Genomic DNA, 21,726 nt, shown 5'->3' on the forward strand with positions numbered 1-21,726 from the left:
CGGGAGTTGACCGCGATGGCCTTGCTTCAGCTGGAGCGCATCAGCGCACAGTATCCCGGCACTGCCGAACCAGTGCTGGCGGACATTTCCTTAAGCCTTGGGCCCCAGCAATTGCTGGTCGCCCTCGGCCCGTCCGGCAGTGGCAAGACCTCACTGTTGAACCTGATTGCCGGGTTTGTCGAACCCAGCGCCGGACGCATCACCCTTGACGGCGTGCCGGTCAAAGGTCCGGGCGCCGAGCGTGGCGTGGTGTTCCAGGACGACGCGCTGCTGCCCTGGCAGGACGTGTTGGCCAACGTCGGTTTCGGTCTGGAACTGGCTGGCGTGCCGCGTGATAAACGCGAAGTCCGCGCCCGGGAAATGCTCGCGCTGGTCGACCTTGCAGGCTTTGATGCGCGCCGCATCTGGCAGCTCTCAGGCGGTCAGAAACAACGTGTCGGCCTGGCCCGCGCACTCGCTGCCGACCCACGCGTGCTGCTGATGGACGAACCCTTCGGCGCCCTCGACGCGTTCACCCGCGAACAGATGCAGGAACTGTTGCTGCAAGTCTGGCGACGCACCGCCAAACCGGTGTTCCTGATTACCCATGACATTGAAGAAGCAGTATTCCTGGCCACGGATCTGATTCTGTTGGCGCCCAACCCTGGGCAAATCGTCGAGCGCCTGCAGCTGGATTTCGGTCAGCGTTACGCCGCTGGCGAATCGGCTCGGGCGATCAAATCCGACCCACGCTTTATCGAAACCCGCGAACACGTACTCGCCCGTGTGTTCTCCCAACGCAGCGCCGCCCAGCGGCAGGAGCGCGCATGAGCAGTTATGAAATCCCGGCCACGACGGCCAGCCCCGCCAGCCCATCGACGCTGATTCCGCTGCGTCGCAGCCTCGGCACACGCTGGATCAGCGTACTGACGCTGATCGCTTTGCTCGCGGTTTGGTGGGCTGTTACCGCCAGTGGCCTGATCGAACCGTTGTTCTTGCCACCGCCATCGGCCGTCCTGCAAAAAGGCTGGTTGCTGGCGACCACGGGTTATATGGACTCGACCCTCTGGCAGCATTTGGGCGCAAGCCTCAGCCGGATTGGTCTGGGCCTGGGCTTTGCAGTCCTGACCGCCGTGCCGGTCGGTATCGCCATCGGTCACAACCGCATCGCACGCGGCATTCTCGATCCGCTGATCGAGTTCTACCGGCCGATACCACCGTTGGCCTATCTGCCGTTGATCGTGATCTGGTGCGGCATCGGTGAGCTGTCCAAGGTGTTGCTGATCTATCTGGCGATCTTCGCCCCGATCGCCATCGCCACCGCGACTGGCGTACGCACCGTCGACCCCGCCAAATTGCGCGCCGCGCAGTCGTTGGGTGCAACCCGGGCCCAGCTGATCCGCCATGTGATTTTGCCGAGCGCGTTGCCGGACATTCTGACCGGCGTGCGCATTGGCTTGGGCGTGGGCTGGTCGACGCTGGTGGCTGCCGAGTTGATCGCCGCCACCAGCGGCCTGGGCTTCATGGTGCAGTCGGCCGCGCAATTTCTGGTCACCGATGTGGTGGTGCTGGGGATTCTGGTGATCGCGCTGATCGCCTTCGCCATGGAAATGGGCCTGCGAGCGCTGCAACGCAAACTGGTGCCGTGGCATGGCCAGACGCACTGATTATTCATGTGGGAGCGAGCCTGCTCGCGAAGGYGGTTCATCAGTCAAAGCAAATTTGCCTGACACACCGCTTTCGCGAGCAGGCTCGCTCCCACAATCGGCACCCCGGATTGAAGAGAAAGCCATGAGCAGCCTGACCGTCACCCCACTCAGCACCGCCCTCGGTGCGCAGATCAGCGGCGTCGATATCTCCCAGCCGCTGAACCTCGAACAGCGCGACGCGATCGAGCAGGCACTGCTCAAGCACCAAGTGCTGTTCTTCCGCGAGCAGCCGATCAACCCACAGCAGCAAGCACGCTTTGCGGCGAATTTCGGCGACCTGCACATTCACCCGATCTATCCGAATGTGCCGGAACAGCCAGAAGTGTTGATCCTCGACACCGCCGAAACCGACGTACGCGACAACGCCGTGTGGCACACCGACGTGACTTTCCTGCCGACCCCGGCCCTTGGCGCGGTGCTCAGCGCCAAGCTGTTGCCGGAGTTTGGGGGCGACACCTTGTGGGCCAGCGGTATCGCGGCGTACGAGGCCCTTTCAGTGCCTCTGCAAAACCTGCTGCAAGGCCTGACCGCAACCCACGACTTCGTCAAATCCTTCCCGCTGGAACGCTTTGGAAACACGCCTGAAGCACTGGCTCAGTGGGAAGAAGCGCGCAAGAAAAATCCTCCACTGTCACATCCGGTGATCCGCACGCACCCGGTGAGCGGGCGCAAGTCGTTGTTCGTCAATGAAGGCTTCACGACGAAGATCAATGAGCTGTCGGAAACCGAAAGCGAGGCGATTCTGAAGCTGCTGTTCGCCCATGCTACGCGGCCGGAATTTACCATTCGCTGGCGTTGGCAGGAGAACGACGTGGCGTTCTGGGATAACCGCGTGACCCAGCATTTTGCGGTGGACGATTACCGACCGGCACGGCGGGTGATGCACCGGGCGACAGTGTTGGGGGATGTGCCGTTTTTCCGCTGAGCCACTGGCTTCTTTACTGCTTTTTTTGGCCCCATCGCGGGCAGGCTCGCTCCCACAGGGTTTTCGGTTGGCCACAGATTTGTGGTCAACCCCAATCCAATGTGGGCTTGCTCGCGAAAGCAATCTGACAGGCGCCAGAAGTTCCAGCGCCGGACACTTACTCCGCCGTCGACGGCTTCTCCCACAAATTGATCCCGCCCTCCTGGGCAAACCGGTCAATCTCTGCCAGTTCCTCAACGCTGAAGCTCAAGTTCTTCAATGCCCCGACGTTCTCGATAATCTGCTCCGGGCGGCTGGCACCGATCAGCGCCGAGGTCACTCGTGGGTCGCGCAGTGTCCAGGCCAGGGCCATTTGCGCCAGGCTTTGACCACGGCGTTTGGCGATTTCGTTGAGCGCGCGCACCAGGGCAATGTTGGCATCGGACAGGTGCGAGGCTTGCAACGAGTCACCGCCCGGACGATTGACCCGTGCATCTTTCGGTACGCCGTTGAGGTACTTGTCGGTCAACAACCCCTGAGCCAATGGCGTGAACGCAATCACGCCCGCGCCGAGTTCATCGGTGGCGTCCAGCAGGTCTTTTTCCACCCAGCGGTTGAGCAGGTTATAAGCCGGCTGGTGGATCAACAGCGGAACTTTCCACTCTTTCAGCAGTGCAGCCATTTCGCGGGTTTTCGCCCCGGAATACGACGAGATACCGATGTACAGCGCCTTGCCCTGCTGCACGGCAGTCGCCAATGCGCCAGCGGTTTCTTCCAGCGGAGTGTCCGGGTCGAAGCGGTGGGAGTAAAAAATGTCCACGTAGTCGACGCCCAGGCGTTGCAGACTCTGGTCGAGGCTGGCCAGCACGTATTTACGCGAGCCGCCACCCTGACCGTAAGGACCCGGCCACATGTCCCAACCGGCCTTGCTGGAGATGATCAACTCGTCGCGGTACTGCTTGAAATCTTCACGCAGCAAACGACCGAAATTGATCTCGGCACTGCCGTACGGTGGGCCGTAATTGTTGGCCAGGTCGAAGTGGTTAATGCCCAGGTCGAAGGCAGTACGCAGCAAGGATCGCTGGGTATCGATCGGCGTGCTGTCGCCGAAGTTGTGCCACAGGCCCAGCGACAGTGCCGGCAGCACCAGCCCGCTGCGACCGACGCGGCGGTAAGGAATGGAGTCGTAACGATCAGCAGCAGCGGTGTAAGTCATCGAGCCCTCTCTTGTTATGAGCGACGAAGTCGTCAGCGTTGCCCAGCATACGCTCAGGCAGCGCATTCAAAACGGGGAGTTCGACTAAATGCTGAAACGTTTCATATCCTTCTTGATTTTGGTCCTTACGCCGAATGTGTATTGAGGGTGGCGACCTTTGACCGCCACCTAATCCAGCGCCATTGTGCTGAACGACGCCTATGCTCGGTATGACAAACACCGGCTCAGGAGCACACATCATGCACACCACGATCATCATCACCTTCGGCCTGGTCTTGCTGGCGCTGATGCTGTTCATCGGTGAGAAGCTCGGCTTCAGCCGCCAGACCCTGACCTACAGTTTCGTCGTCCTGTGGCTGGCGCTGACGGTGATCAACGGCGCTATCGGCATGATCACCGCCGGGCAACCGCTAATCTCCGAATTGATGGTGGGCTTCATGGTGTTCAGCGTACCGGTGGCCGCTCTGGTGCTGTTCATGACCTTGAACATCGCCTGAGCAGCACCGGCCTCGGTCAGCGCACCAGATGCAGGAACTGCATGTGCCGCTCGTACTGATCAAGGATGTCGTTGATGATTTGCTCCTTGGTGTAGCCCACCAGATCGTAATCCTGACTGCCTTCGCTCAGGTGCACTTCAGCCCGGTAGTAGCGACGGTTGTTGAGCTCTTTGGAGCCCATCCCGCCACGGGCGAAGGACGGCGTGAAGTAACCGCGCATTTGCGCCTGGTAGATGAACGGAGGCTGATCGCCATGACCGATTTCCAGGCTGACGTTGTCGTTGGCCGGGTCCGGTTGGGTGACCACCTTCAAACCCTTTTCAGCGAACACCGCCGTCACTTCCTCAATCGCCGGACGCACCGTCGTGTCGAGGAAACGGTACACCTCGTCACGCGACGGGAAGTGCACGGCCTGGCTCAAGCGCTGACGCCAGCCACCCTTGCCACGCCGCGATGCCGAAACCGGCGCCAGCGAATGCAACTGGGCGATCTGCTTTTGCGATTCGAGGTAGAACGCCTTGTGGAGCCCCCACATCATCAGCAACAGAATCAGCGAGAACGGCAACGAGGTCAGTACCACCGCTGACTTCAACGAGTCGATGCTGCCAGCAAACAACAATGCACTGGTGACCAGCGCGGTCATCGCGCCCCAGAACACCCGCAGCCATTTCGGCCCGTCTTCATCGGCGTTACCGCCCTTGGCCGACAGCGTCGAGAGCACCACGGTGCCGGAGTCGGCCGAGGTAACGAAGAACACGAAGCTGATGAACACCGTGACGGCGATCACCGTTTTGCTCCATGGGTAAGTTTCCAGCAGCAGGTAGAGGGTCATCGACGGGTTCTCGATGGCCGACAGGCCAAGGGCACTCATGCCGTGGTTGAGCACCTGGTCGATGGCGCTGTTACCGAAGATCGACATCCACGCCAGGGTAAAACCGAGCGGAATCAACAGCACGCCGAAGACGAATTCGCGGATGGTCCGGCCACGGGAAATACGTGCGATGAACAGGCCCACGAACGGCGACCACGCGATCCACCACGCCCAGTAGAACACCGTCCAGCCGCCCAGCCAGTCGCTGGGTTTGTCGTAGGCGTAAAGGTCGAAACTCTTCATCGGCAAGGCGCCGAGGTAGTCGCCAAGGTTCTGGATCAGGGTGTTGAGCAGGTGCTGGGTAGGGCCAGCGAACAACACGAACAGCAACAGCGCGCAGGCCAGCAGCATGTTGATGTCGGACATCACCCGTACGCCTTTATCGACGCCGGCGACGGCGACGATGATCGCCGCGCCCATCATCAGCGTGATCAGGCCGACCTGAATCCACTGGGTGTGGGCAATGCCGAACAAGTAGTCGAGGCCGGAGTTGAGGTGCAACACGCCGAAGCCCATGTCGGCGCCCAGACCGAACACCGTGGCAATGATGCCGAAGCCATCCACCGCATAACCGATCGGGCCATTGATGCGTTTGCCGATCAGCGGATAAAGCGCCGAGCGCAAGGCCAGCGGCAAGTTATGCCGATAGGCAAAGTAGGCCAGCGCCATGCCGACAAACGCGAACACGCCCCAACCGTGCAGGCCCCAGTGCAGAAACAGCACCTGCATCGCCTGGCGTGCCGCATCCGCCGTGCCGGCCTCACCCTGCGGCGGTTGCAGCATGTGCGTCAGCGGTTCGGACACGCAGAAGAAGAACAGCGTGATGCTGATCCCGGCGGCAAACAGCATGCCGGCCCAGGACAGGTAACTGAATTCGGGCTCGTCGTGGTCGGCACCGAGCTTGATCTTGCCGTAGCCAGACAAGGCGGTGACCACCACGAAGACCAGATACAGGGTCATCGCCAGCATGTAGTACCAGCCGACCGTATTGGCTGCCCAGTTTTGCGCCGCCAGCAACCAGGCGCCGGACTCTTGCGGGAAAGCGATGACCACCAGGCCGAACAGTAAAATGAAGGTCGCCGCGAAGTAGAACACCGGCGGATTCATGCGGATCTGACCGCTTGGAGGGGTGAACGATGCACTCATGAAGCGTGCACCTCGAGGGGGTAAAACGTGGCTGTAAAAAACAGACTCAGCAAAGGCTAGCCTCCTGTTGTGAGCGGGCAGCGAACCACCGGTTTAACTTGAATGAACGTTCAAGTTAAACATGGATAGGCTGTGAGGACTAATCGCGAGGCTCGGCGGTATGTTTCGTACGCTAGCTCAAGGGTGGGTGTGACGCGGGGTTTGGAGGATTCGTTCAGTGGGAAATTGGCTGAATGCCATTATCTCGGTTCGGCTTGAAATCCAATCGCGAGCAGGCTCGCTCCCACAGGGTTCGTGTCGTTCACAACTTTGTGGGCTGACACAGATTCAATGTGGGAGCGAGCCTGCTCGCGATAGCGGAAGACCTGGCGGTGAAAGCCTCAGGGCTTACTTCTGCGTCCCGTCATCATGCTGCAAGTTGGCCTGGGTCAGGTTGCAACCGGCCGGTACGCTGCGAGTCAGCCAGACGTTACCGCCGATGGTCGAGCCCTTGCCGATGGTGATCCGTCCGAGGATGGTCGCGCCGGCATAGATCACCACATCGTCTTCAACGATCGGATGGCGCGGATGGCCCTTCTGCAACTGGCCGTCTTCATCGGCCGGGAAGCGTTTGGCGCCGAGGGTCACGGCCTGGTAGATGCGTACCCGCTCGCCGATGATCGCCGTTTCGCCGATCACCACGCCCGTGCCGTGGTCGATGAAGAAACTGCGGCCGATCTGCGCGCCCGGGTGAATGTCGATGCCGGTCGCCGAGTGCGCGATTTCCGCACTGATCCGCGCCAGCAATGGCAGCCCGGCGCGGTACAAATGGTGGGCCAGACGATGGTGAATCACCGCCAGAATCCCCGGATAGCACAGCAGCACTTCATCGACACTGCGTGCTGCCGGGTCACCGTGATACGCCGCCAGTACATCGGAATCCAACAGGCTGCGCAGACCTGGCAAGGCCAGGGCGAAATCCTGGATCAGGCTGATCGCCCGCGCCTCGACTTCGGTATCGACCTGGGCGCTTTGCCGTGCGACGTAGCGCAACTCCAGCCGCGCCTGAGCCAGCAGCGCATTCAGCGCCACATCCAGCGTATGCCCGACGTAGAAGTCTTCACTCTCCTCGCGCAGATCCACCGGGCCCAGGCGCATCGGGAACAACGCTCCACACAGTGCTTCGAGAATCTCCGCCATCGCCGCGCGCGATGGCAGCTCACGCCCGCCCTGCTCGCCGCTGATGCGACCGTTCTGCGCACGCCACTGGTCGCGGGCGGTGCGCAGTTGGCTGACGATGGTCTGTAATTGCCAATGGCTGGAACGCTGGCTCACGGTAAAACTCCTCACGTGCGGCGGCCGGACAGTAAGGCCGCCTGAACGGCATTCACTTTACGGTATGCGCTCAAAACGGAATTAAGAACGAATTGTGCTGTTCTCAGCACTTTTTGGCATAAGCGACATTGTCGGTTGCCCGAGCAAATCGGCCTGCCTATAGTCCAGTCATCTCCCACAACCCGTGCGGCCCCATGATCAAACAACAGCTGGCTCGTTTTAATCGTCTGGACCTTCTTGCCAATGCTACCGCTCTGGAAAAACTCGAACGCTTGTCGGCCTGGCTCGGGCGTGATGTCTACGTCAAACGTGACGACCTGACACCGTTGGCCATGGGTGGCAACAAGCTGCGCAAACTCGAATACCTTGCCGCCGACGCGCTCGCGCAAGGTGCCGATACGCTGATCACCGCTGGCGCCATCCAGTCCAACCACGTGCGCCAGACGGCAGCGCTTGCCGCCAAGCTGGGCCTGGGCTGCATCGCCTTGCTGGAAAATCCGATCGGCACTGATGACGCTAACTACCTGGGCAACGGCAATCGCCTGCTGCTGGACTTGTTCGATGCCAAGGTCGAGTTGGTAGAGAACCTCGATAACGCCGACCAACAGTTGCAGGCACTGGCCGAGCGTCTGCGCAGTAACGGCAAAAAACCTTATCTGGTGCCGATTGGCGGCTCCAACGCCTTGGGCGCGCTGGGCTATGTACGAGCCGGACTGGAGCTGGCCGGGCAAATCGAGGACAGCGGCCTGGAGTTCGCCGCCGTGGTGTTGGCTTCGGGCAGCGCCGGCACTCACAGCGGTCTGGCGTTGGCGCTGAGCGAAGTACTGCCGGACTTGCCGGTGATCGGCGTCACCGTTTCGCGCAGCGACGAAGACCAGCGGCCGAAAGTCCAGGGCCTGGCCGAGCGCACTGCCGAACTGCTGGGTGTGAACCTGCCGGCGAGTTTCAAGGTGCAATTGTGGGACGAGTATTTCGCTCCGCGTTACGGCGAGCCGAACGCCGGCACCCTGGCGGCCGTCAAGTTGCTGGCCAGCCAGGAAGGGCTGTTGCTCGACCCGGTCTACACTGGCAAGGCCATGGCCGGTTTGCTCGACGGTATCGGCCGGCAGCGCTTCAATGACGGCCCGATCATCTTCCTGCACACGGGCGGCGCGCCGGCGTTGTTTGCCTATAACTCGGCGTTTTGAGCCTGCCGGAAAAAGATCTTCTGTGGTGAGGGAGCAAGCTCCCTCACCAAAGGAATTACACGAAGCCTTTATATTCCAAAAAAGAATAACAAACTGAATTTATATTATTTTCACATCTAAAAGCCTCGTCATATAGTCCCGCCGCAGGCGCAATTGCCGCGAGACGCATACGCTGCTTTTAGGGCACGATGTTGCAGCCGTTCAATTCCCGGTTTTGCCTGCTTCTCCAAAAAAATGTCTTCCTAAAAAAACACAGGGGCTTGTCATGAATTTTTCCGCATTTCGTCGAAATCTGCTGGTGGGCTCGCTGGGCCTGGTACTCGGTGCTGGCCTGTTGGGGCAAGCGGTGGCCGGTGAGCAGCTGCAAAAAATCAAGGATGCCGGCGTGATCAACGTCGGCCTGGAAGGCACTTATCCACCGTTCAGTTTCGTCGATGCCAACGGCAAACTGGCCGGCTTCGAAGTGGAGTTCTCCGAAGCCCTGGCCAAAGAGCTGGGCGTGAAGGTCAAACTGCAACCGACCAAATGGGACGGCATCCTCGCGGCGCTGGAATCCAAGCGTCTGGACGCAGTGATCAACCAGGTGACGATCTCCGAAGAGCGCAAGAAGAAGTATGACTTCTCCGAGCCTTACACCGTTTCCGGGATTCAGGCGCTGGTGCTGACGAAGAAGGTTGCGGAGCTGAACATCAAGACCGCCGCCGACCTGACCGGCAAGAAAGTCGGCGTAGGCCTGGGCACCAACTATGAGCAGTGGGTAAAGGCCAATGTGCCAGGCGCTGAAGTCCGCACCTACGAAGATGATCCGACCAAGTTCCAGGACCTGCGCGTTGGCCGCACCGACGTCATTCTGATCGACCGCCTCGCCGCGCTGGAATACGCCAGGAAGGCCAAGGACACCACCGCCGCCGGCGAACCGTTCTCCCGTCAGGAAGCCGGCATTGCCCTGCGCAAAGGCGAGCCTGAGCTGCTGGCTGCGGTGAACAAGGCCATCGACAAGCTGCGTGCCGACGGTACGCTGAAAAAGCTTTCGGAAAAATACTTCAGCGCTGACGTCACCCAATAATGGAAGAAGCTTTCCAACTCGCGCTGGACTCCGCGCCCTTTTTGCTCAAGGGCGCGTATTTCACGGTCATCCTCAGCCTGGGCGGGATGTTCTTTGGTCTGTTGCTGGGGTTTAGCCTGGCCTTGATGCGCTTGTCGCGCTTCAAGCTGGTGAGCTGGATCGCTCGCATCTACGTGTCGTTCTTTCGCGGCACGCCGTTGCTGGTGCAACTGTTCGTGATCTATTACGGCTTGCCGCAATTGGGTATCGAACTCGATCCGCTGCCGGCTGCCTTGATCGGCTTCTCGCTGAACATGGCCGCCTACGCCTGCGAAATCCTCCGTGCCGCGATCAGTTCCATCGAACGCGGCCAGTGGGAAGCCGCTGCCAGTATCGGCATGACCCGCGCGCAAACCCTGCGCCGGGCCATCCTGCCGCAAGCTGCGCGAACGGCGTTGCCGCCACTGGGCAACAGCTTCATTTCGCTGGTCAAGGACACTGCGCTGGCGGCGACCATTCAGGTACCGGAACTGTTCCGTCAGGCGCAGCTGATCACCGCCCGCACCTTCGAAATTTTCACCATGTATCTTGCCGCCGCACTGATCTACTGGGTGCTTGCAACGGTGCTCTCGCACCTGCAAAACCAGTTGGAAGAGCGGGTCAATCGGCACGACCAGGAGTCCTGACCCCATGATTGTCGTGGAAAAACTGACAAAGCAGTTCAAGGGTCAAGTGGTGCTCAATGGCATCGATCTAAAGGTTGAAGAAGGCGAGGTGGTGGCGATCATCGGCCCTAGCGGCTCGGGCAAGACCACCTTCCTGCGTTGCCTGAACTTTCTTGAAGAACCCACCAGCGGCCGGATCAAGGTCGGCGACATCGAGATCGATGGCAGCCGCCCGCTGAACCAGCAGCAGAGCCTGGTGCGCCGGTTGCGCCAGCATGTCGGCTTCGTGTTTCAGAACTTCAATCTGTTCCCCCATCGTACGGCTCTGGAAAACGTCATCGAAGGCCCTTTGGTGGTGAAGAAAATGCCGAAGGATCAAGCGTTGGCGCTGGGCCGAAAACTTCTGGCCAAGGTCGGCCTGGCAGGCAAGGAAGACGCCTATCCGCGCAGACTGTCCGGTGGGCAGCAACAGCGCGTGGCAATCGCCCGGGCGCTGGCCATGGAGCCGGAAGTGATCCTCTTCGACGAGCCAACCTCGGCGCTCGATCCGGAACTGGTCGGCGAAGTGCTGGCGGCCATTCGCAGTCTGGCCGAAGAAAAACGCACCATGGTCATCGTTACCCACGAAATGAGTTTTGCTCGTGATGTGGCGAACCGGGTGGTGTTTTTCGACAAGGGCGTCATCGTCGAACAAGGTGAAGCGAAAGCGTTGTTTGCCAATCCAAAAGAAGAACGAACCCGGCAATTCCTCAATAAGTTTCTCAACTCCTGAAGTTGATAATCACCTTCAGAAACGTATTAACCACTGTCAACTTCCACGGACGGAAGTGACATTTACCACACGACTTTACTCGCCTAACCCACCTTCTACCGACGTCCATAATTAATTAATCACCCCAGTCGAAAGCGGTATATAGATACCTCCTGCAACATCCTCCCGCCACGTAACCTCCAACACCCTCAGATTGATCCAACGCCGAAAAACACTGGAAACACTGGCTCACAAATCGAGCACATCCAGGAAAAAGCCGAACAGCATGTCCATCGATCGCTAATTATAGGTAGGAAATATCTGAATAGCCTGGTATTCCCACGTTCTCAATTTGCGTCTATTGACACCCCGTCGACCACTCCCTTATCTAGGCGCTAACAGGTATTTCACAGTACTTGAATATAGTTAATCGCCTACTACCCTAACGCCTTCGACACTTCCGAAATGGACTTCGCTGCAATGTTTCAAGGAGAACACACATGACTTGTATGTCGAACAAAGTTGAACTGGCGGCTCCCGGCCTGACGCAATCGCCCGGCTCTGCCGTCAACATCACTTCCGCTGCTTACCTGCTGATCGAAATACCACCTTATGCCAGCATGGACGAAGGTGATCTGATCGAACTGTTCTGGGACAACTGCTATGTGGCCTCAAGGGTGCTCAACCGCGCAGATGTCGGTCAGCCACTCAACCTGCGGGTTCCCGAGAGTTTCATCCGCAATGGCAGCTCGCGTATCCACTACCGGCTCATGCAAGTCGGGCAAGGCCCGGCGCTGTCCGCGACGAAACGGGTCCAGGTCAAACTCGACTGCCCGGGTGGTCAGCCACACACCCTGTGCGCAGATGAAAACCAGCGTCTGGAGCCATTGGGTATTCCCGAGATGATTCGCCGTCACGGGGTCAATCCGAACCAGATCAAACGTGGTGTACCGCTGATCATCGAACCTTATCTGAACATGGCGGCCGATGATGAAATCACCCTGCGCTGGGGCGATGTGCGCATGGACTTGCCGAGGATCAAACCCGACGAAGTCGGCCACCCGATCAACGTCTGGGTGCCGTCGGCAGTGATTCTCGAGGCCGGTGAAGATAACCGGCTGGAAGTCACCTACTGCATCCTCGACCGCGTCGGTAACAACTCGCGCTGGGCGCCGGCGCGCACCTTGAAAGTCGGCTGCGCCAATCCCTACCTGAAAGTACCGGCCAGGAAGTGCTGAAGGCCCCCCTGAACCCTGCGATCGATGAGATCCCTGTAGCAGCTGGCGCAGCCTGCGTTCGGCTGCGCAGCAGTCGCAAAATCGGACACAACGTTTATTCAGATTAATCGCGATTTCAGGATTTACGACTGCTACGCAGCCGAACGCAGGCTTCGCCAGCTGCTACAGGGTTGCGTTACATCCGCCCATGCGAACAACCACAGGGGCTGATGACACCCTTCTATGCATATTCCTAAAAGTTAGTTTATTAATTTTTTATACGCGTTTAGGGTATATAAACCGGACCACCGGACTTTCTTGATTTTGATTTCGCCGCACGCTGCGGTTTATCCATGAGAGGTGAGGTAGGTATGGTCAGGAACATAATCACCCCGGTGCACATCGCCAGGGCATTGCGTGCAGCCAAGGAGCGGCGCTGATGTCTAATCTGGCAGATGCAAACGTTCAGAGTGATCTGGACATTCCCCCGCTGTTGTTGCCCGCGCACGTTTTGCGCAACGACGCACAAGCCCTCGAAGCAGCCCGTGAACTCGCTCAGGTCGCCCGCTTGCAAGCCGCGCGACGCGATCAACAGCGCAAGTTGCCCTGGGCGGAAATAGAACAGTTCACCCGCAGTGGCCTGGGCAGTATTGCCATTGGCAAAGCGTTCGGCGGCCCCGAGGTTTCATTCGTCACCATCGCCGAAGTCTTCGCGATCATTTCCGCGGCCGACCCGGCACTCGGGCAAATCCCGCAGAACCACTTCGGCATTCTCAACCTGCTCCAGCACACCGCCAACGAACGGCAAAAAGAGCAGCTGTTCCAGAGCGTGCTCGACGGTTGGCGGATCGGTAACGCAGGCCCCGAACGCGGCACCAAAAACACCCTGGAACTCAAGGCCCGCATCACCGCCGACGGTGATGGCTACGTCATCAATGGCCAGAAGTTTTACTCCACGGGCGCACTGTTCGCGCACTGGGTCGCGGTCAAGGCACTGAACGACGACGGCAAGCAAGTCATCGCCTTCGTCCGTCGCGGTACTCCGGGGCTGCGCATCGTCGACGACTGGTCGGGCTTCGGCCAACGCACCACGGCCAGCGGCACCGTGCTGTTGAACAATGTGCGGGTCGATGCCGATCTGGTGGTGGAAAACTGGCGGATCAACGACAGCCCGAACATCCAGGGCGCCGTGTCACAGCTGATTCAAGCCGCGATCGACGCCGGTATTGCCCGCGGCGCCATCGATGACGCCATCAGCTTCGTTCGCGAACGCGCACGGCCGTGGATCGACGCCAACGTCGAACGCGCCAGCGATGACCTCTACGTAATTGCCGACATCGGCAAACTGAAAATCGAGCTGCACGCCGCCGAAGCGCTGCTGCGCAAAGCCGGGAACGTGCTCGATCAAGTCAGCGCCGCGCCGGTCACCGCCGAGTCCGCTGCCCGCGCCTCGATTGCGGTCGCCGAGGCCAAGGTGCTGACCACCGAGATCTCGCTGCTGGCCAGCGAAAAGCTCTTCGAGCTGGCCGGCAGCCGCGCCACCCTCGCCGAGTTCAACCTCGATCGCCACTGGCGCAACGCCCGCGTGCACACCCTGCACGATCCGGTTCGCTGGAAGTACCACGCCGTGGGCACTTATCACCTGAACGGCACTTTACCCGCACGGCATTCCTGGATCTGAACGACCAGAACACTTTTGACCAGATCTCTGGAGAAACACATGACTCTTTCTCACCCCGTCGCGGTCATTACCAGCGATGAACAAGCCCTTGTCATCGCCAGCGACCTGGCTGAAGACTTCAAACGCGACAGCACCCTGCGCGACCGTGAACGACGCCTGCCCTACCCCGAACTGGAAGTCTTTTCGCGCTCCGGCCTGTGGGGCATCAGCGTGCCCAGGGAATACGGCGGTGCGGGGGTTTCCAACGTCACCCTGGCCAAAGTCATCGCACTGATCGCCCAGGCCGACGGTTCGCTGGGGCAGATCCCGCAGAACCACTTTTATGCCCTCGAAGTGCTGCGCGTAAACGGTACATCCGAGCAGAAAAAACGCCTGTACGCCGAAGTCCTCGCCGGTCAGCGCTTCGGCAATGCACTGGCCGAACTCGGGACCAAAACCGCTCATCACCGGGTCACCAGCCTGACTCCCGATGGCGACGGTTTTCGCATCAACGGCCGCAAGTTCTACGCCACCGGGGCGATTTACGCACAACGGATTCCGACCACGGTGGTCGATGAATACGGCGTCCAGCAACTGGCCTTCGTCCCGCGTGACAGCCAGGGCCTGACGGTCATCGATGACTGGAGCGGCTTCGGCCAACGCACCACCGGCAGCGGTTCGGTGGTGTTCGAAGACGTCTACGTCTCGGCAGACGACGTGATCCCGTTTCAAAGCGCCTTCGAACGTCCAACCCCGGTCGGCCCGTTGGCGCAGATTCTCCATGCAGCCATCGACACCGGCATCGCTCGCGCCGCGTATGAAGACGCGCTGCATTTCGTACGGAGCAAAACCCGCCCGTGGATCGACTCGGGCAATGACAACGCCACCGAAGACCCGCTGACAATCAAAAGCTTTGGCCACCTGAGCATTCGCCTGCACGCGACGGAAGCACTGCTGGAACGTGCAGGAGAATTCCTCGACCGCGCCCAGGCCGACACCAACGCAGAAACGATCGCGGCGGCCTCGATTGCCGTGGCCGAAGCGCGTGCCATCAGCACCGAGATCTCCCTGGCGGCCGGCAGCACGCTGTTCGAACTGGCCGGTAGCCAGGCCACCCTGGCCGAGCACGGGCTGGATCGTCACTGGCGCAACGCCCGCGTGCACACCCTGCACGACCCGGTGCGCTGGAAGTACCACGCGATTGGCAACTACTACCTCAACGATGAAAACCCGCCGCTGCGAGGGACTATTTGATGCCCTCGCCTCTGACAAAGAAAAAAAAGATCCTGCTCAATGCCTTCAACATGAACTGCATCGGGCACATCAACCATGGCCTGTGGACTCATCCACGGGACAACTCGACCCAGTACAAGTCCGTCGAGTACTGGACCGAGCTCGCGCAGTTGCTGGAGCGTGGCTTGTTCGACGGGCTGTTCATCGCCGACATCGTCGGGGTGTACGACGTCTATCAGCACTCGGTCGATGTAACGCTCAAGGAGTCGATCCAGTTGCCGGTCAACGACCCGCTGCTGCTGGTGTCGGCCATGGCCGCGGTAACCAGGAACCTCGGCTTCGGCCTGACCGCCAACCTGACCTATGAGCCGCCGTACCTGTTCGCCCGGCGTCTGTCGACCCTCGATCACCTGAGCCGTGGCCGGGTCGGCTGGAACATCGTCACCGGCTACCTCGACAGCGCTGCCAAGGCCATGGGCCTGAGCGAACAGGTCGAGCATGACCGGCGTTACGACCAGGCCGATGAGTACCTCCAGGTGCTGTACAAACTCTGGGAAGGCAGCTGGGAAAACGATGCGGTGATCAACGACCGCGAGCAACGGGTCTACGCCCAACCGGGCAAAGTGCACAAGGTCGAGCACCACGGCGAGTTCTATCAGGTCGAGGGTTATCACCTCTGCGAACCCTCGCCGCAGCGCACGCCGGTGCTGTTTCAGGCCGGCAGTTCGGATCGTGGCCTGGTGTTCGCCGGGCAACACGCCGAGTGCGTGTTCATCAGCGGCCAGAACAAGGCCTCGACCAAGGCACAGGTGGACAAGGTCCGCGCCAGCGCCGCCGCTGCCGGGCGCAACCCCGAGGACATCAAGGTCTTCATGGGGCTGAACGTGATCGTCGGTGCAACCGAGGAGCTGGCCTGGGCCAAGCACGCCGAGTACCTGAGCTACGCCAGCGCCGAGGCTGGGGTGGCGCATTTCTCGGCGTCCACCGGGATCGACTTTTCCGAATACGAACTCGATGAACCGATCCAGTACGTGAAAAGCAACGCCATCCAGTCCGCCACAAAAAACCTGCAAAACAACGACTGGACCCGACGCAAGTTGCTGGAGCAACACGCCTTGGGCGGCCGCTACATCACCGTGGTCGGTTCGCCTGAACAGGTCGCCGATGAGCTGGAATCCTGGATCACGGAAACCGACCTGGACGGCTTCAACCTGACCCGCATCGTCACCCCGGAAAGCTATGTCGATTTCATCGATCTGGTGATTCCCGAGCTGCAACGCCGCGGGTCGTACAAGACCGCTTATGACGAAGGCACCTTGCGCGAAAAGCTGTTTCACGCAGAGGCGTATTTGCCCAAGCAACACACTGGCTCTGCGTTCCGACGCTAAAAGCATCGCGAGCAGGCTCGCTCCCACAGGGGAACGCATTCCAACCGTGGGAGCGAGCCTGCTCGCGATGAGGCCCGACCAGACACCCCACATTTCATGCACTGACTGGAATAACCATCATGACCAAGAAGCTCTTAAAACACCCAGTCAAAGCACTGGCCCTGGCCCTCGGCCTCTTCAGCTCGGTAGCGTTTGCCACCGACGCACCGCTGAAAATCGGCACCACCGCCGCGTTCGCTATCCCATTGGAAGCAGCGGTCGAAGAGGCCGGCAAACAAGGCCTGAAGGTCGAGCTGGTGGAGTTCAGCGACTGGATCGCACCGAACGTCAGCCTGGCCTCGGGCGACATTGATGTGAACTACTTCCAGCACATTCCGTTTCTGGAAAACGCCAAGGCCGCTGCCGGGTTTGATCTGGTGCCGTTTGCGCCGGGCATCATCAACAACGTCGGCCTGTACTCGAAGAAATACAAAAGCTTCGACGAGCTTCCCGAGGGCGCCAGCGTGGCCATCGCCAACGACCCGATCAACAGCGGTCGCGGCTTGCAACTGCTGGCCAAGGCCGGGTTGATCAGCCTCAAACCGGGGGTGGGTTACAAGGCGACCGAAGACGACATCGTCGCCAACCCGAAAAAACTGAAAATCCTTCAGGTTGAAGCCGTGCAACTGGTGCGCGCGTATGACGACGCCGATCTGGTGCAGGGCTACCCGGCCTACATTCGTCTGGCCAAGACCTTCGATGCCGGCTCGGCGCTGCTGTTCGACGGCCTCGATCACAAGGAATACGTGATCCAGTTCGTGATCCAGCCAAAAAGCAAAACCGACCCGCGCCTGATCAAGTTCGTCGACATCTACCAGCATTCGCCGGTGGTTCGCGCCGCGCTGGATAAAGCCCACGGCAAGCTCTACCAAGCTGGCTGGGAAGGCTGACCATGAATGCCGCCAACGCCCAGCTTCAACTGCAAATCCCGCCGTCTCGCAGCGCTGAACAGACCGAACTGCACCCCGAGCTCAATCGCGCCCATGTACGCTTTATCGGCCTGGGCAAAACCTACAACGGCCAACAAGGCCCGGTCGCTGCGCTGCATGGCATTGACCTGGCGATCCAGCACGGTGAAGTGTTCGGCATCATCGGCCGCAGCGGTGCCGGCAAGTCCTCGCTGATCCGCACCATCAACCGCCTCGAACAACCGAGTACCGGTCGGGTGCTGATCGATCAGGTGGACATCGGCGAGTTCGATGAAGACCGTCTGGTGGCGCTGCGGCGGCGGATCGGCATGATCTTCCAGCACTTCAACCTGATGTCGGCCAAAACCGTGTGGCAGAACGTCGAGCTGCCGCTCAAGGTCGCGGGCGTGCCGAAAGCCGAGCGTGAACAGAAAGTTCGTGAGCTGCTGGAACTGGTCGGCCTGCAAGGCAAACACACGGCCTATCCGGCGCAGCTCTCGGGTGGGCAAAAACAGCGTGTCGGCATCGCCCGGGCGCTGGTGCACGACCCGGAGATTCTGCTTTGCGATGAGGCCACCTCGGCCCTCGACCCGGAAACCACGCAATCGATCCTCGGCCTGTTGCGCGAGATCAATCAGCGCCTCGGGCTGACGATCATTCTGATCACCCACGAAATGGCGGTAATCCGCGACATTTGTGATCGGGTGGTGGTGCTCGAACACGGACGAATCGTCGAGCAAGGACCGGTCTGGGAAGTGTTTGGCAACCCGCAGCACGAGGTCAGCAAAACCCTGCTGGCGCCTCTGCAACACGGCTTGCCGGAAGAACTGCAAAGCCGCTTGCAGGCGCAACCGCACTCGTCGGAATCCGCGGTAGTGCTGCGCTTGCAGTTCACCGGCAACAGCACTGATGAGCCCGACCTGGCGGCGCTGTTCAGTGCGCTCGGCGGTCGCGTGCGCTTGCTGCAAGGTGGCGTCGAACGGATTCAGGGCCACGCCCTTGGTCAATTGTTGTTGGCAGTAACCGGTTCGTCCTTGGACGCCGAAGAGTTGCGCCAGCGCGCCCGTCACTGGGCGCAACAGGTGGAGGTGCTGGGTTATGTGGTTTGATCGATTGTTGCAGGGCGTTATCGACACGTTTCTGATGGTCGGCGTATCGTCGTTGATCGCGTTGTTGGCGGGTATTCCGCTGGCGGTGATTCTGGTCACCAGCGCCAAGGGCGGCATCTATGAAGCGCCTGCGCTGAACCGTGCGCTGGGGGCCTTCGTCAACCTGTTCCGCTCGATCCCGTTCCTGATTCTGATGGTCGCGCTGATCCCCTTCACCCGCTTGATCGTCGGAACCACCTACGGCGTCTGGGCCGCCGTGGTGCCGCTGACCATCGCCGCCACGCCATTCTTTGCGCGCATCGCCGAGGTCAGCTTGCGCGAGGTCGACCACGGACTGATCGAGGCTGCCCAGGCCATGGGTTGCCGACGCTGGCATATCGTCTGGCATGTGTTGTTGCCCGAGGCGCTGCCGGGAATCGTCGGTGGTTTCACCATCACGCTGGTGACCATGATCAATTCCTCGGCGATGGCCGGAGCGATTGGTGCTGGTGGTTTGGGGGATATCGCGTACCGCTACGGGTATCAGCGGTTTGATAGCCAGATCATGCTGACGGTGATCGTGTTGCTGGTGATTCTGGTGGCGGTGATTCAGTTGGGAGGGGATCGGTTGGCGCGGGGGTTGAACAAGCGCTGAGTCTGCCTGAAGTGATGCGGCGCCAATAGAACTGCTATCGCGAGCGGGCTCGCTCCCACATTGGATACTCGGTGAACACGAAATTGTGGGGGTCGACACGGCCCAGTGTGGGAGCGAGCTTGCTCGCGATTGGCGGCGAAGCAGCCATCCTCGTCATGGCGTATATTCGGCGAACTCACCCTTTGCCTGCGCAGCCGCCATGAAACACACCCCCGACGACCTCAAACAGATCACCGCGACCACTCTTGGCCATTACGATCAGGTGGCGGAGAGTTTTCGTGAAGGCACACGCAACCACGATGTCAGCCAGAACGTCGACGCACTGTTGCGACATATTCGGGGCACGGCACCGTTCACCCTGCTCGATTTCGGCTGTGGCCCGGGCCGCGATCTGCAAACCTTCACCCGCATGGGCCACATCGCCATAGGCCTCGACGGTTCGGAGCGGTTCGCCCAGATGGCCCGCGAAGACAGCGGCTGTGAGGTCTGGCAGCAAGACTTTCTGAAGCTCGATCTGCCGACCGAACGCTTCGACGGGATCTTCGCCAACGCGGTGCTGTTTCATGTTCCTGTTCAGGAATTGCCTCGGGTGCTGAAGCAGTTGCACGGAGCGTTGAAGCCAGGCGGTGTGTTGTTCAGTTCGAATCCGCGCGGGGATAACCGCGAAGGCTGGAATGGCCCGCGCTTTGGGGCGTATCACGACCTGGCGGCGTGGCAAACGTTGCTGACAGCAGCGGGGTTTGTCGAGCTGGAGCATTACTACCGGCCGGCCGGGCTGCCACGTGATCAGCAGCCTTGGTTGGCGAGTGTCTGGCGTAAAGCCTCTTAGGCATAATCGTTCCCGCGCTCCATTCAGGTCGACAAGGAATTCCGGCGCAGCTCGGCCCTCAGCTCGTCTATGCGCTGGTGCAGCGCCTTGCCGAAGGCCTCGCAGCCAGCAGGGCAAAGAAACTCAGGCCAACGACGAACTTCCGTCCGGGACCGGCGTTGCACAGCAACAACCGCACACTTTTGAGGATCATCGTTCTGCCGACAATAAGGCACACTGCCGAGCAACACAGCAGGAGCTCCCGGATGCTCAAAACCCTAGCGGTGGCCAATTACCGCTCGATCAATAAATTGGTGATCCCGCTCGGGCGCCTGAATCTCATCACCGGGCCCAATGGCAGCGGCAAGTCCAACCTCTACCGCGCTCTGCGGCTATTGGCCGAAACCGCTCAGGGCGGCGTGGTCAACGCACTCGCGCGCGAGGGTGGGCTGGATTCGACCTTCTGGGCCGGGCCGGAAAACATCAGCCGGCGCATGCGCAACGGTGAGGTGGCAGTCGAAGCCAGCGTGCGCCGGTCGCCCAAGCGCTTGCGGCTGGGCTTTGCCGGTGAGGATTTCAGTTACGCAATTGCCCTTGGCCTGCCGGAACCGTCGCGCTCAGAATTTTCCCTGGACCCGGAAATCAAGCGTGAATGCATCTGGTCGGGGCCGCTGTACCGCCCGGCGAGTCTGCTGGTGAATCGTGCAGGGGCGGTGATTCGCTCGCGGGTCGAGCGCGATTGGGAGGTGCTGGCCCAGCACACACCGGCATTCGACAGCCTGTTCGATCAGGTCGGCAGCCTGCACGCCTCGCCAGAGGTATTGCAGTTGCGTGAGTTCATTCGCCGCTGGCGCTTTTACGATCACTTTCGCAGCGACGCCGAGGCGCCGGTTCGTCAACCACAACTGGGCACGCGCACGCCGGTGTTGCATCACRATGGCCGCGACCTGGCGGCAGCATTGCAAACCATCATGGAAATCGGTGATCCCGAGGCGCTGCACGCGGCGATCAGCGATGCATTCCCCGGCGCCCGACTGAACATCCAGCCGCTGCAAGGCGCGCGGTTTGCCATCGAGTTTTATCAGGAAGGATTACTGCGACCACTGTCCGCCGCCGAGCTGTCGGACGGGACCTTGCGCTACTTGCTGCTGATCGCCGCCCTGCTGACGCCAAGGCCGCCGACGCTGATGGTGCTCAACGAACCGGAAACCAGCCTGCACCCGGACCTGCTGCCGGCATTGGCGCGGCTGATCATCCGCGCTTCGGAGCAGTGCCAGGTGTGGGTGGTGTCCCACGCCAGCCGCTTGATCGCAGCATTGCAGCAAGCCCCCGAATGCAACGCCATCGTGCTGGAGAAAAATTTCGGCCAGACGGGGATCGTCGGCCAGGGGATGCTGGACGAACCTGCGTGGAACTGGCCGGATTGATTGACGACTGGCAAACCCC

At 60.4% G+C, this 21,726-nt stretch carries 20 protein-coding genes; 17 read left to right on the top strand and 3 right to left on the bottom strand.

What is annotated here, in order from left to right; all coding sequences use genetic code 11:
* Nucleotides 1-15 precede the first annotated feature (15 nt).
* The 3 genes from tauB to tauD all read left to right on the top strand — a co-directional run bounded on the left by tauB (nt 16) and on the right by tauD (nt 2,613).
* Nucleotides 16-810 (top strand): taurine ABC transporter ATP-binding subunit, encoded by a 795-nt coding sequence (tauB, locus tag AC1DHT_RS14675; RefSeq protein WP_427543389.1) that lies wholly within the window; start codon nt 16-18, stop codon nt 808-810.
* Nucleotides 807-1,646 (top strand): taurine ABC transporter permease TauC, encoded by an 840-nt coding sequence (gene tauC, locus AC1DHT_RS14680; protein ID WP_427543392.1) that lies wholly within the window; start codon nt 807-809, stop codon nt 1,644-1,646. Before tauB ends, tauC begins: the two co-directional genes overlap by 4 nt.
* Nucleotides 1,647-1,770: 124 nt before the next feature.
* Complete coding sequence (tauD, locus tag AC1DHT_RS14685; RefSeq protein WP_427543395.1) at nt 1,771-2,613, top strand: taurine dioxygenase; 843 nt, start codon at nt 1,771-1,773, stop codon at nt 2,611-2,613.
* 157 nt (nt 2,614-2,770) lie between these two features.
* Here the strand turns inward: tauD and mgrA are convergent, their stop codons facing one another.
* Nucleotides 2,771-3,808 (bottom strand): L-glyceraldehyde 3-phosphate reductase, encoded by a 1,038-nt coding sequence (gene mgrA / locus AC1DHT_RS14690; RefSeq protein WP_427543398.1) that lies wholly within the window; start codon nt 3,806-3,808, stop codon nt 2,771-2,773.
* Between the two features lie 239 nt (nt 3,809-4,047).
* Here mgrA and AC1DHT_RS14695 point away from each other — a divergent pair, with 239 nt between their 5' ends.
* The gene (locus tag AC1DHT_RS14695; protein WP_054595087.1) at nt 4,048-4,305 is read left to right on the top strand and encodes a hypothetical protein; all 258 of its coding nucleotides are present in this window, start codon (nt 4,048-4,050) and stop codon (nt 4,303-4,305) included.
* Between the two features lie 16 nt (nt 4,306-4,321).
* On the opposite strand, the gene betT is transcribed toward AC1DHT_RS14695, so the two are convergent.
* Together betT and epsC are read right to left on the bottom strand one after the other, a co-directional pair.
* A complete protein-coding gene (betT, locus tag AC1DHT_RS14700) occupies nt 4,322-6,283 on the bottom strand; it encodes a choline transporter BetT (protein ID WP_427543486.1) in 1,962 nt (653 codons plus the stop codon).
* A gap of 426 nt (nt 6,284-6,709) precedes the next feature.
* Nucleotides 6,710-7,636: a serine O-acetyltransferase EpsC gene (gene epsC, locus AC1DHT_RS14705; protein ID WP_054595085.1), complete on the bottom strand. Its 927-nt coding sequence runs from the start codon at nt 7,634-7,636 to the stop codon at nt 6,710-6,712.
* A gap of 194 nt (nt 7,637-7,830) precedes the next feature.
* On the opposite strand from epsC, the gene AC1DHT_RS14710 reads away from it, so the two are divergent.
* From AC1DHT_RS14710 to AC1DHT_RS14770, 13 genes are all read left to right on the top strand, one after another.
* A complete protein-coding gene (locus AC1DHT_RS14710) occupies nt 7,831-8,823 on the top strand; it encodes a D-cysteine desulfhydrase (RefSeq protein ID WP_427543401.1) in 993 nt (330 codons plus the stop codon).
* 265 nt (nt 8,824-9,088) lie between these two features.
* Nucleotides 9,089-9,889 carry a cystine ABC transporter substrate-binding protein gene (gene tcyJ / locus AC1DHT_RS14715; protein ID WP_427543404.1) on the top strand — a complete coding sequence of 267 codons (801 nt, stop codon included), beginning with the start codon at nt 9,089-9,091 and terminating at the stop codon, nt 9,887-9,889.
* The gene (gene tcyL / locus AC1DHT_RS14720; RefSeq protein ID WP_054595082.1) at nt 9,889-10,554 is read left to right on the top strand and encodes a cystine ABC transporter permease; all 666 of its coding nucleotides are present in this window, start codon (nt 9,889-9,891) and stop codon (nt 10,552-10,554) included. Before tcyJ ends, tcyL begins: the two co-directional genes overlap by 1 nt.
* A gap of 4 nt (nt 10,555-10,558) precedes the next feature.
* Nucleotides 10,559-11,305, top strand: a complete 747-nt coding sequence (gene tcyN, locus AC1DHT_RS14725) for an L-cystine ABC transporter ATP-binding protein TcyN (protein WP_019691207.1) — start codon at nt 10,559-10,561, stop codon at nt 11,303-11,305.
* 479 nt (nt 11,306-11,784) lie between these two features.
* Nucleotides 11,785-12,522, top strand: coding sequence for a hypothetical protein (locus AC1DHT_RS14730; RefSeq protein WP_427543408.1), 738 nt, complete (start codon nt 11,785-11,787; stop codon nt 12,520-12,522).
* Nucleotides 12,523-12,940: 418 nt separating this feature from the next.
* On the top strand, nt 12,941-14,182 hold the full coding sequence (locus AC1DHT_RS14735; protein WP_427543411.1) for an SfnB family sulfur acquisition oxidoreductase: 1,242 nt from the start codon (nt 12,941-12,943) through the stop codon (nt 14,180-14,182).
* A gap of 39 nt (nt 14,183-14,221) precedes the next feature.
* Nucleotides 14,222-15,415, top strand: a complete 1,194-nt coding sequence (locus AC1DHT_RS14740) for an SfnB family sulfur acquisition oxidoreductase (RefSeq protein ID WP_427543414.1) — start codon at nt 14,222-14,224, stop codon at nt 15,413-15,415.
* Nucleotides 15,415-16,782, top strand: a complete 1,368-nt coding sequence (locus AC1DHT_RS14745) for an LLM class flavin-dependent oxidoreductase (protein WP_427543417.1) — start codon at nt 15,415-15,417, stop codon at nt 16,780-16,782. The genes AC1DHT_RS14740 and AC1DHT_RS14745 overlap by 1 nt, the downstream gene beginning before the upstream one ends.
* A gap of 119 nt (nt 16,783-16,901) precedes the next feature.
* The gene (locus AC1DHT_RS14750) at nt 16,902-17,711 is read left to right on the top strand and encodes a MetQ/NlpA family ABC transporter substrate-binding protein (protein ID WP_427543420.1); all 810 of its coding nucleotides are present in this window, start codon (nt 16,902-16,904) and stop codon (nt 17,709-17,711) included.
* Nucleotides 17,712-17,713: 2 nt separating this feature from the next.
* Nucleotides 17,714-18,838, top strand: coding sequence for a methionine ABC transporter ATP-binding protein (locus tag AC1DHT_RS14755; RefSeq protein WP_427543423.1), 1,125 nt, complete (start codon nt 17,714-17,716; stop codon nt 18,836-18,838).
* Nucleotides 18,828-19,472, top strand: coding sequence for a methionine ABC transporter permease (locus tag AC1DHT_RS14760; RefSeq protein ID WP_427531234.1), 645 nt, complete (start codon nt 18,828-18,830; stop codon nt 19,470-19,472). The genes AC1DHT_RS14755 and AC1DHT_RS14760 overlap by 11 nt, the downstream gene beginning before the upstream one ends.
* A 199-nt stretch (nt 19,473-19,671) precedes the next feature.
* Complete coding sequence (locus tag AC1DHT_RS14765; protein WP_427543426.1) at nt 19,672-20,301, top strand: class I SAM-dependent methyltransferase; 630 nt, start codon at nt 19,672-19,674, stop codon at nt 20,299-20,301.
* Nucleotides 20,302-20,546: 245 nt separating this feature from the next.
* Complete coding sequence (locus AC1DHT_RS14770; RefSeq protein WP_477761382.1) at nt 20,547-21,707, top strand: AAA family ATPase; 1,161 nt, start codon at nt 20,547-20,549, stop codon at nt 21,705-21,707.
* Nucleotides 21,708-21,726 lie beyond the last annotated feature (19 nt).

Source organism: Pseudomonas sp. 05N432, assembly GCF_056396945.1.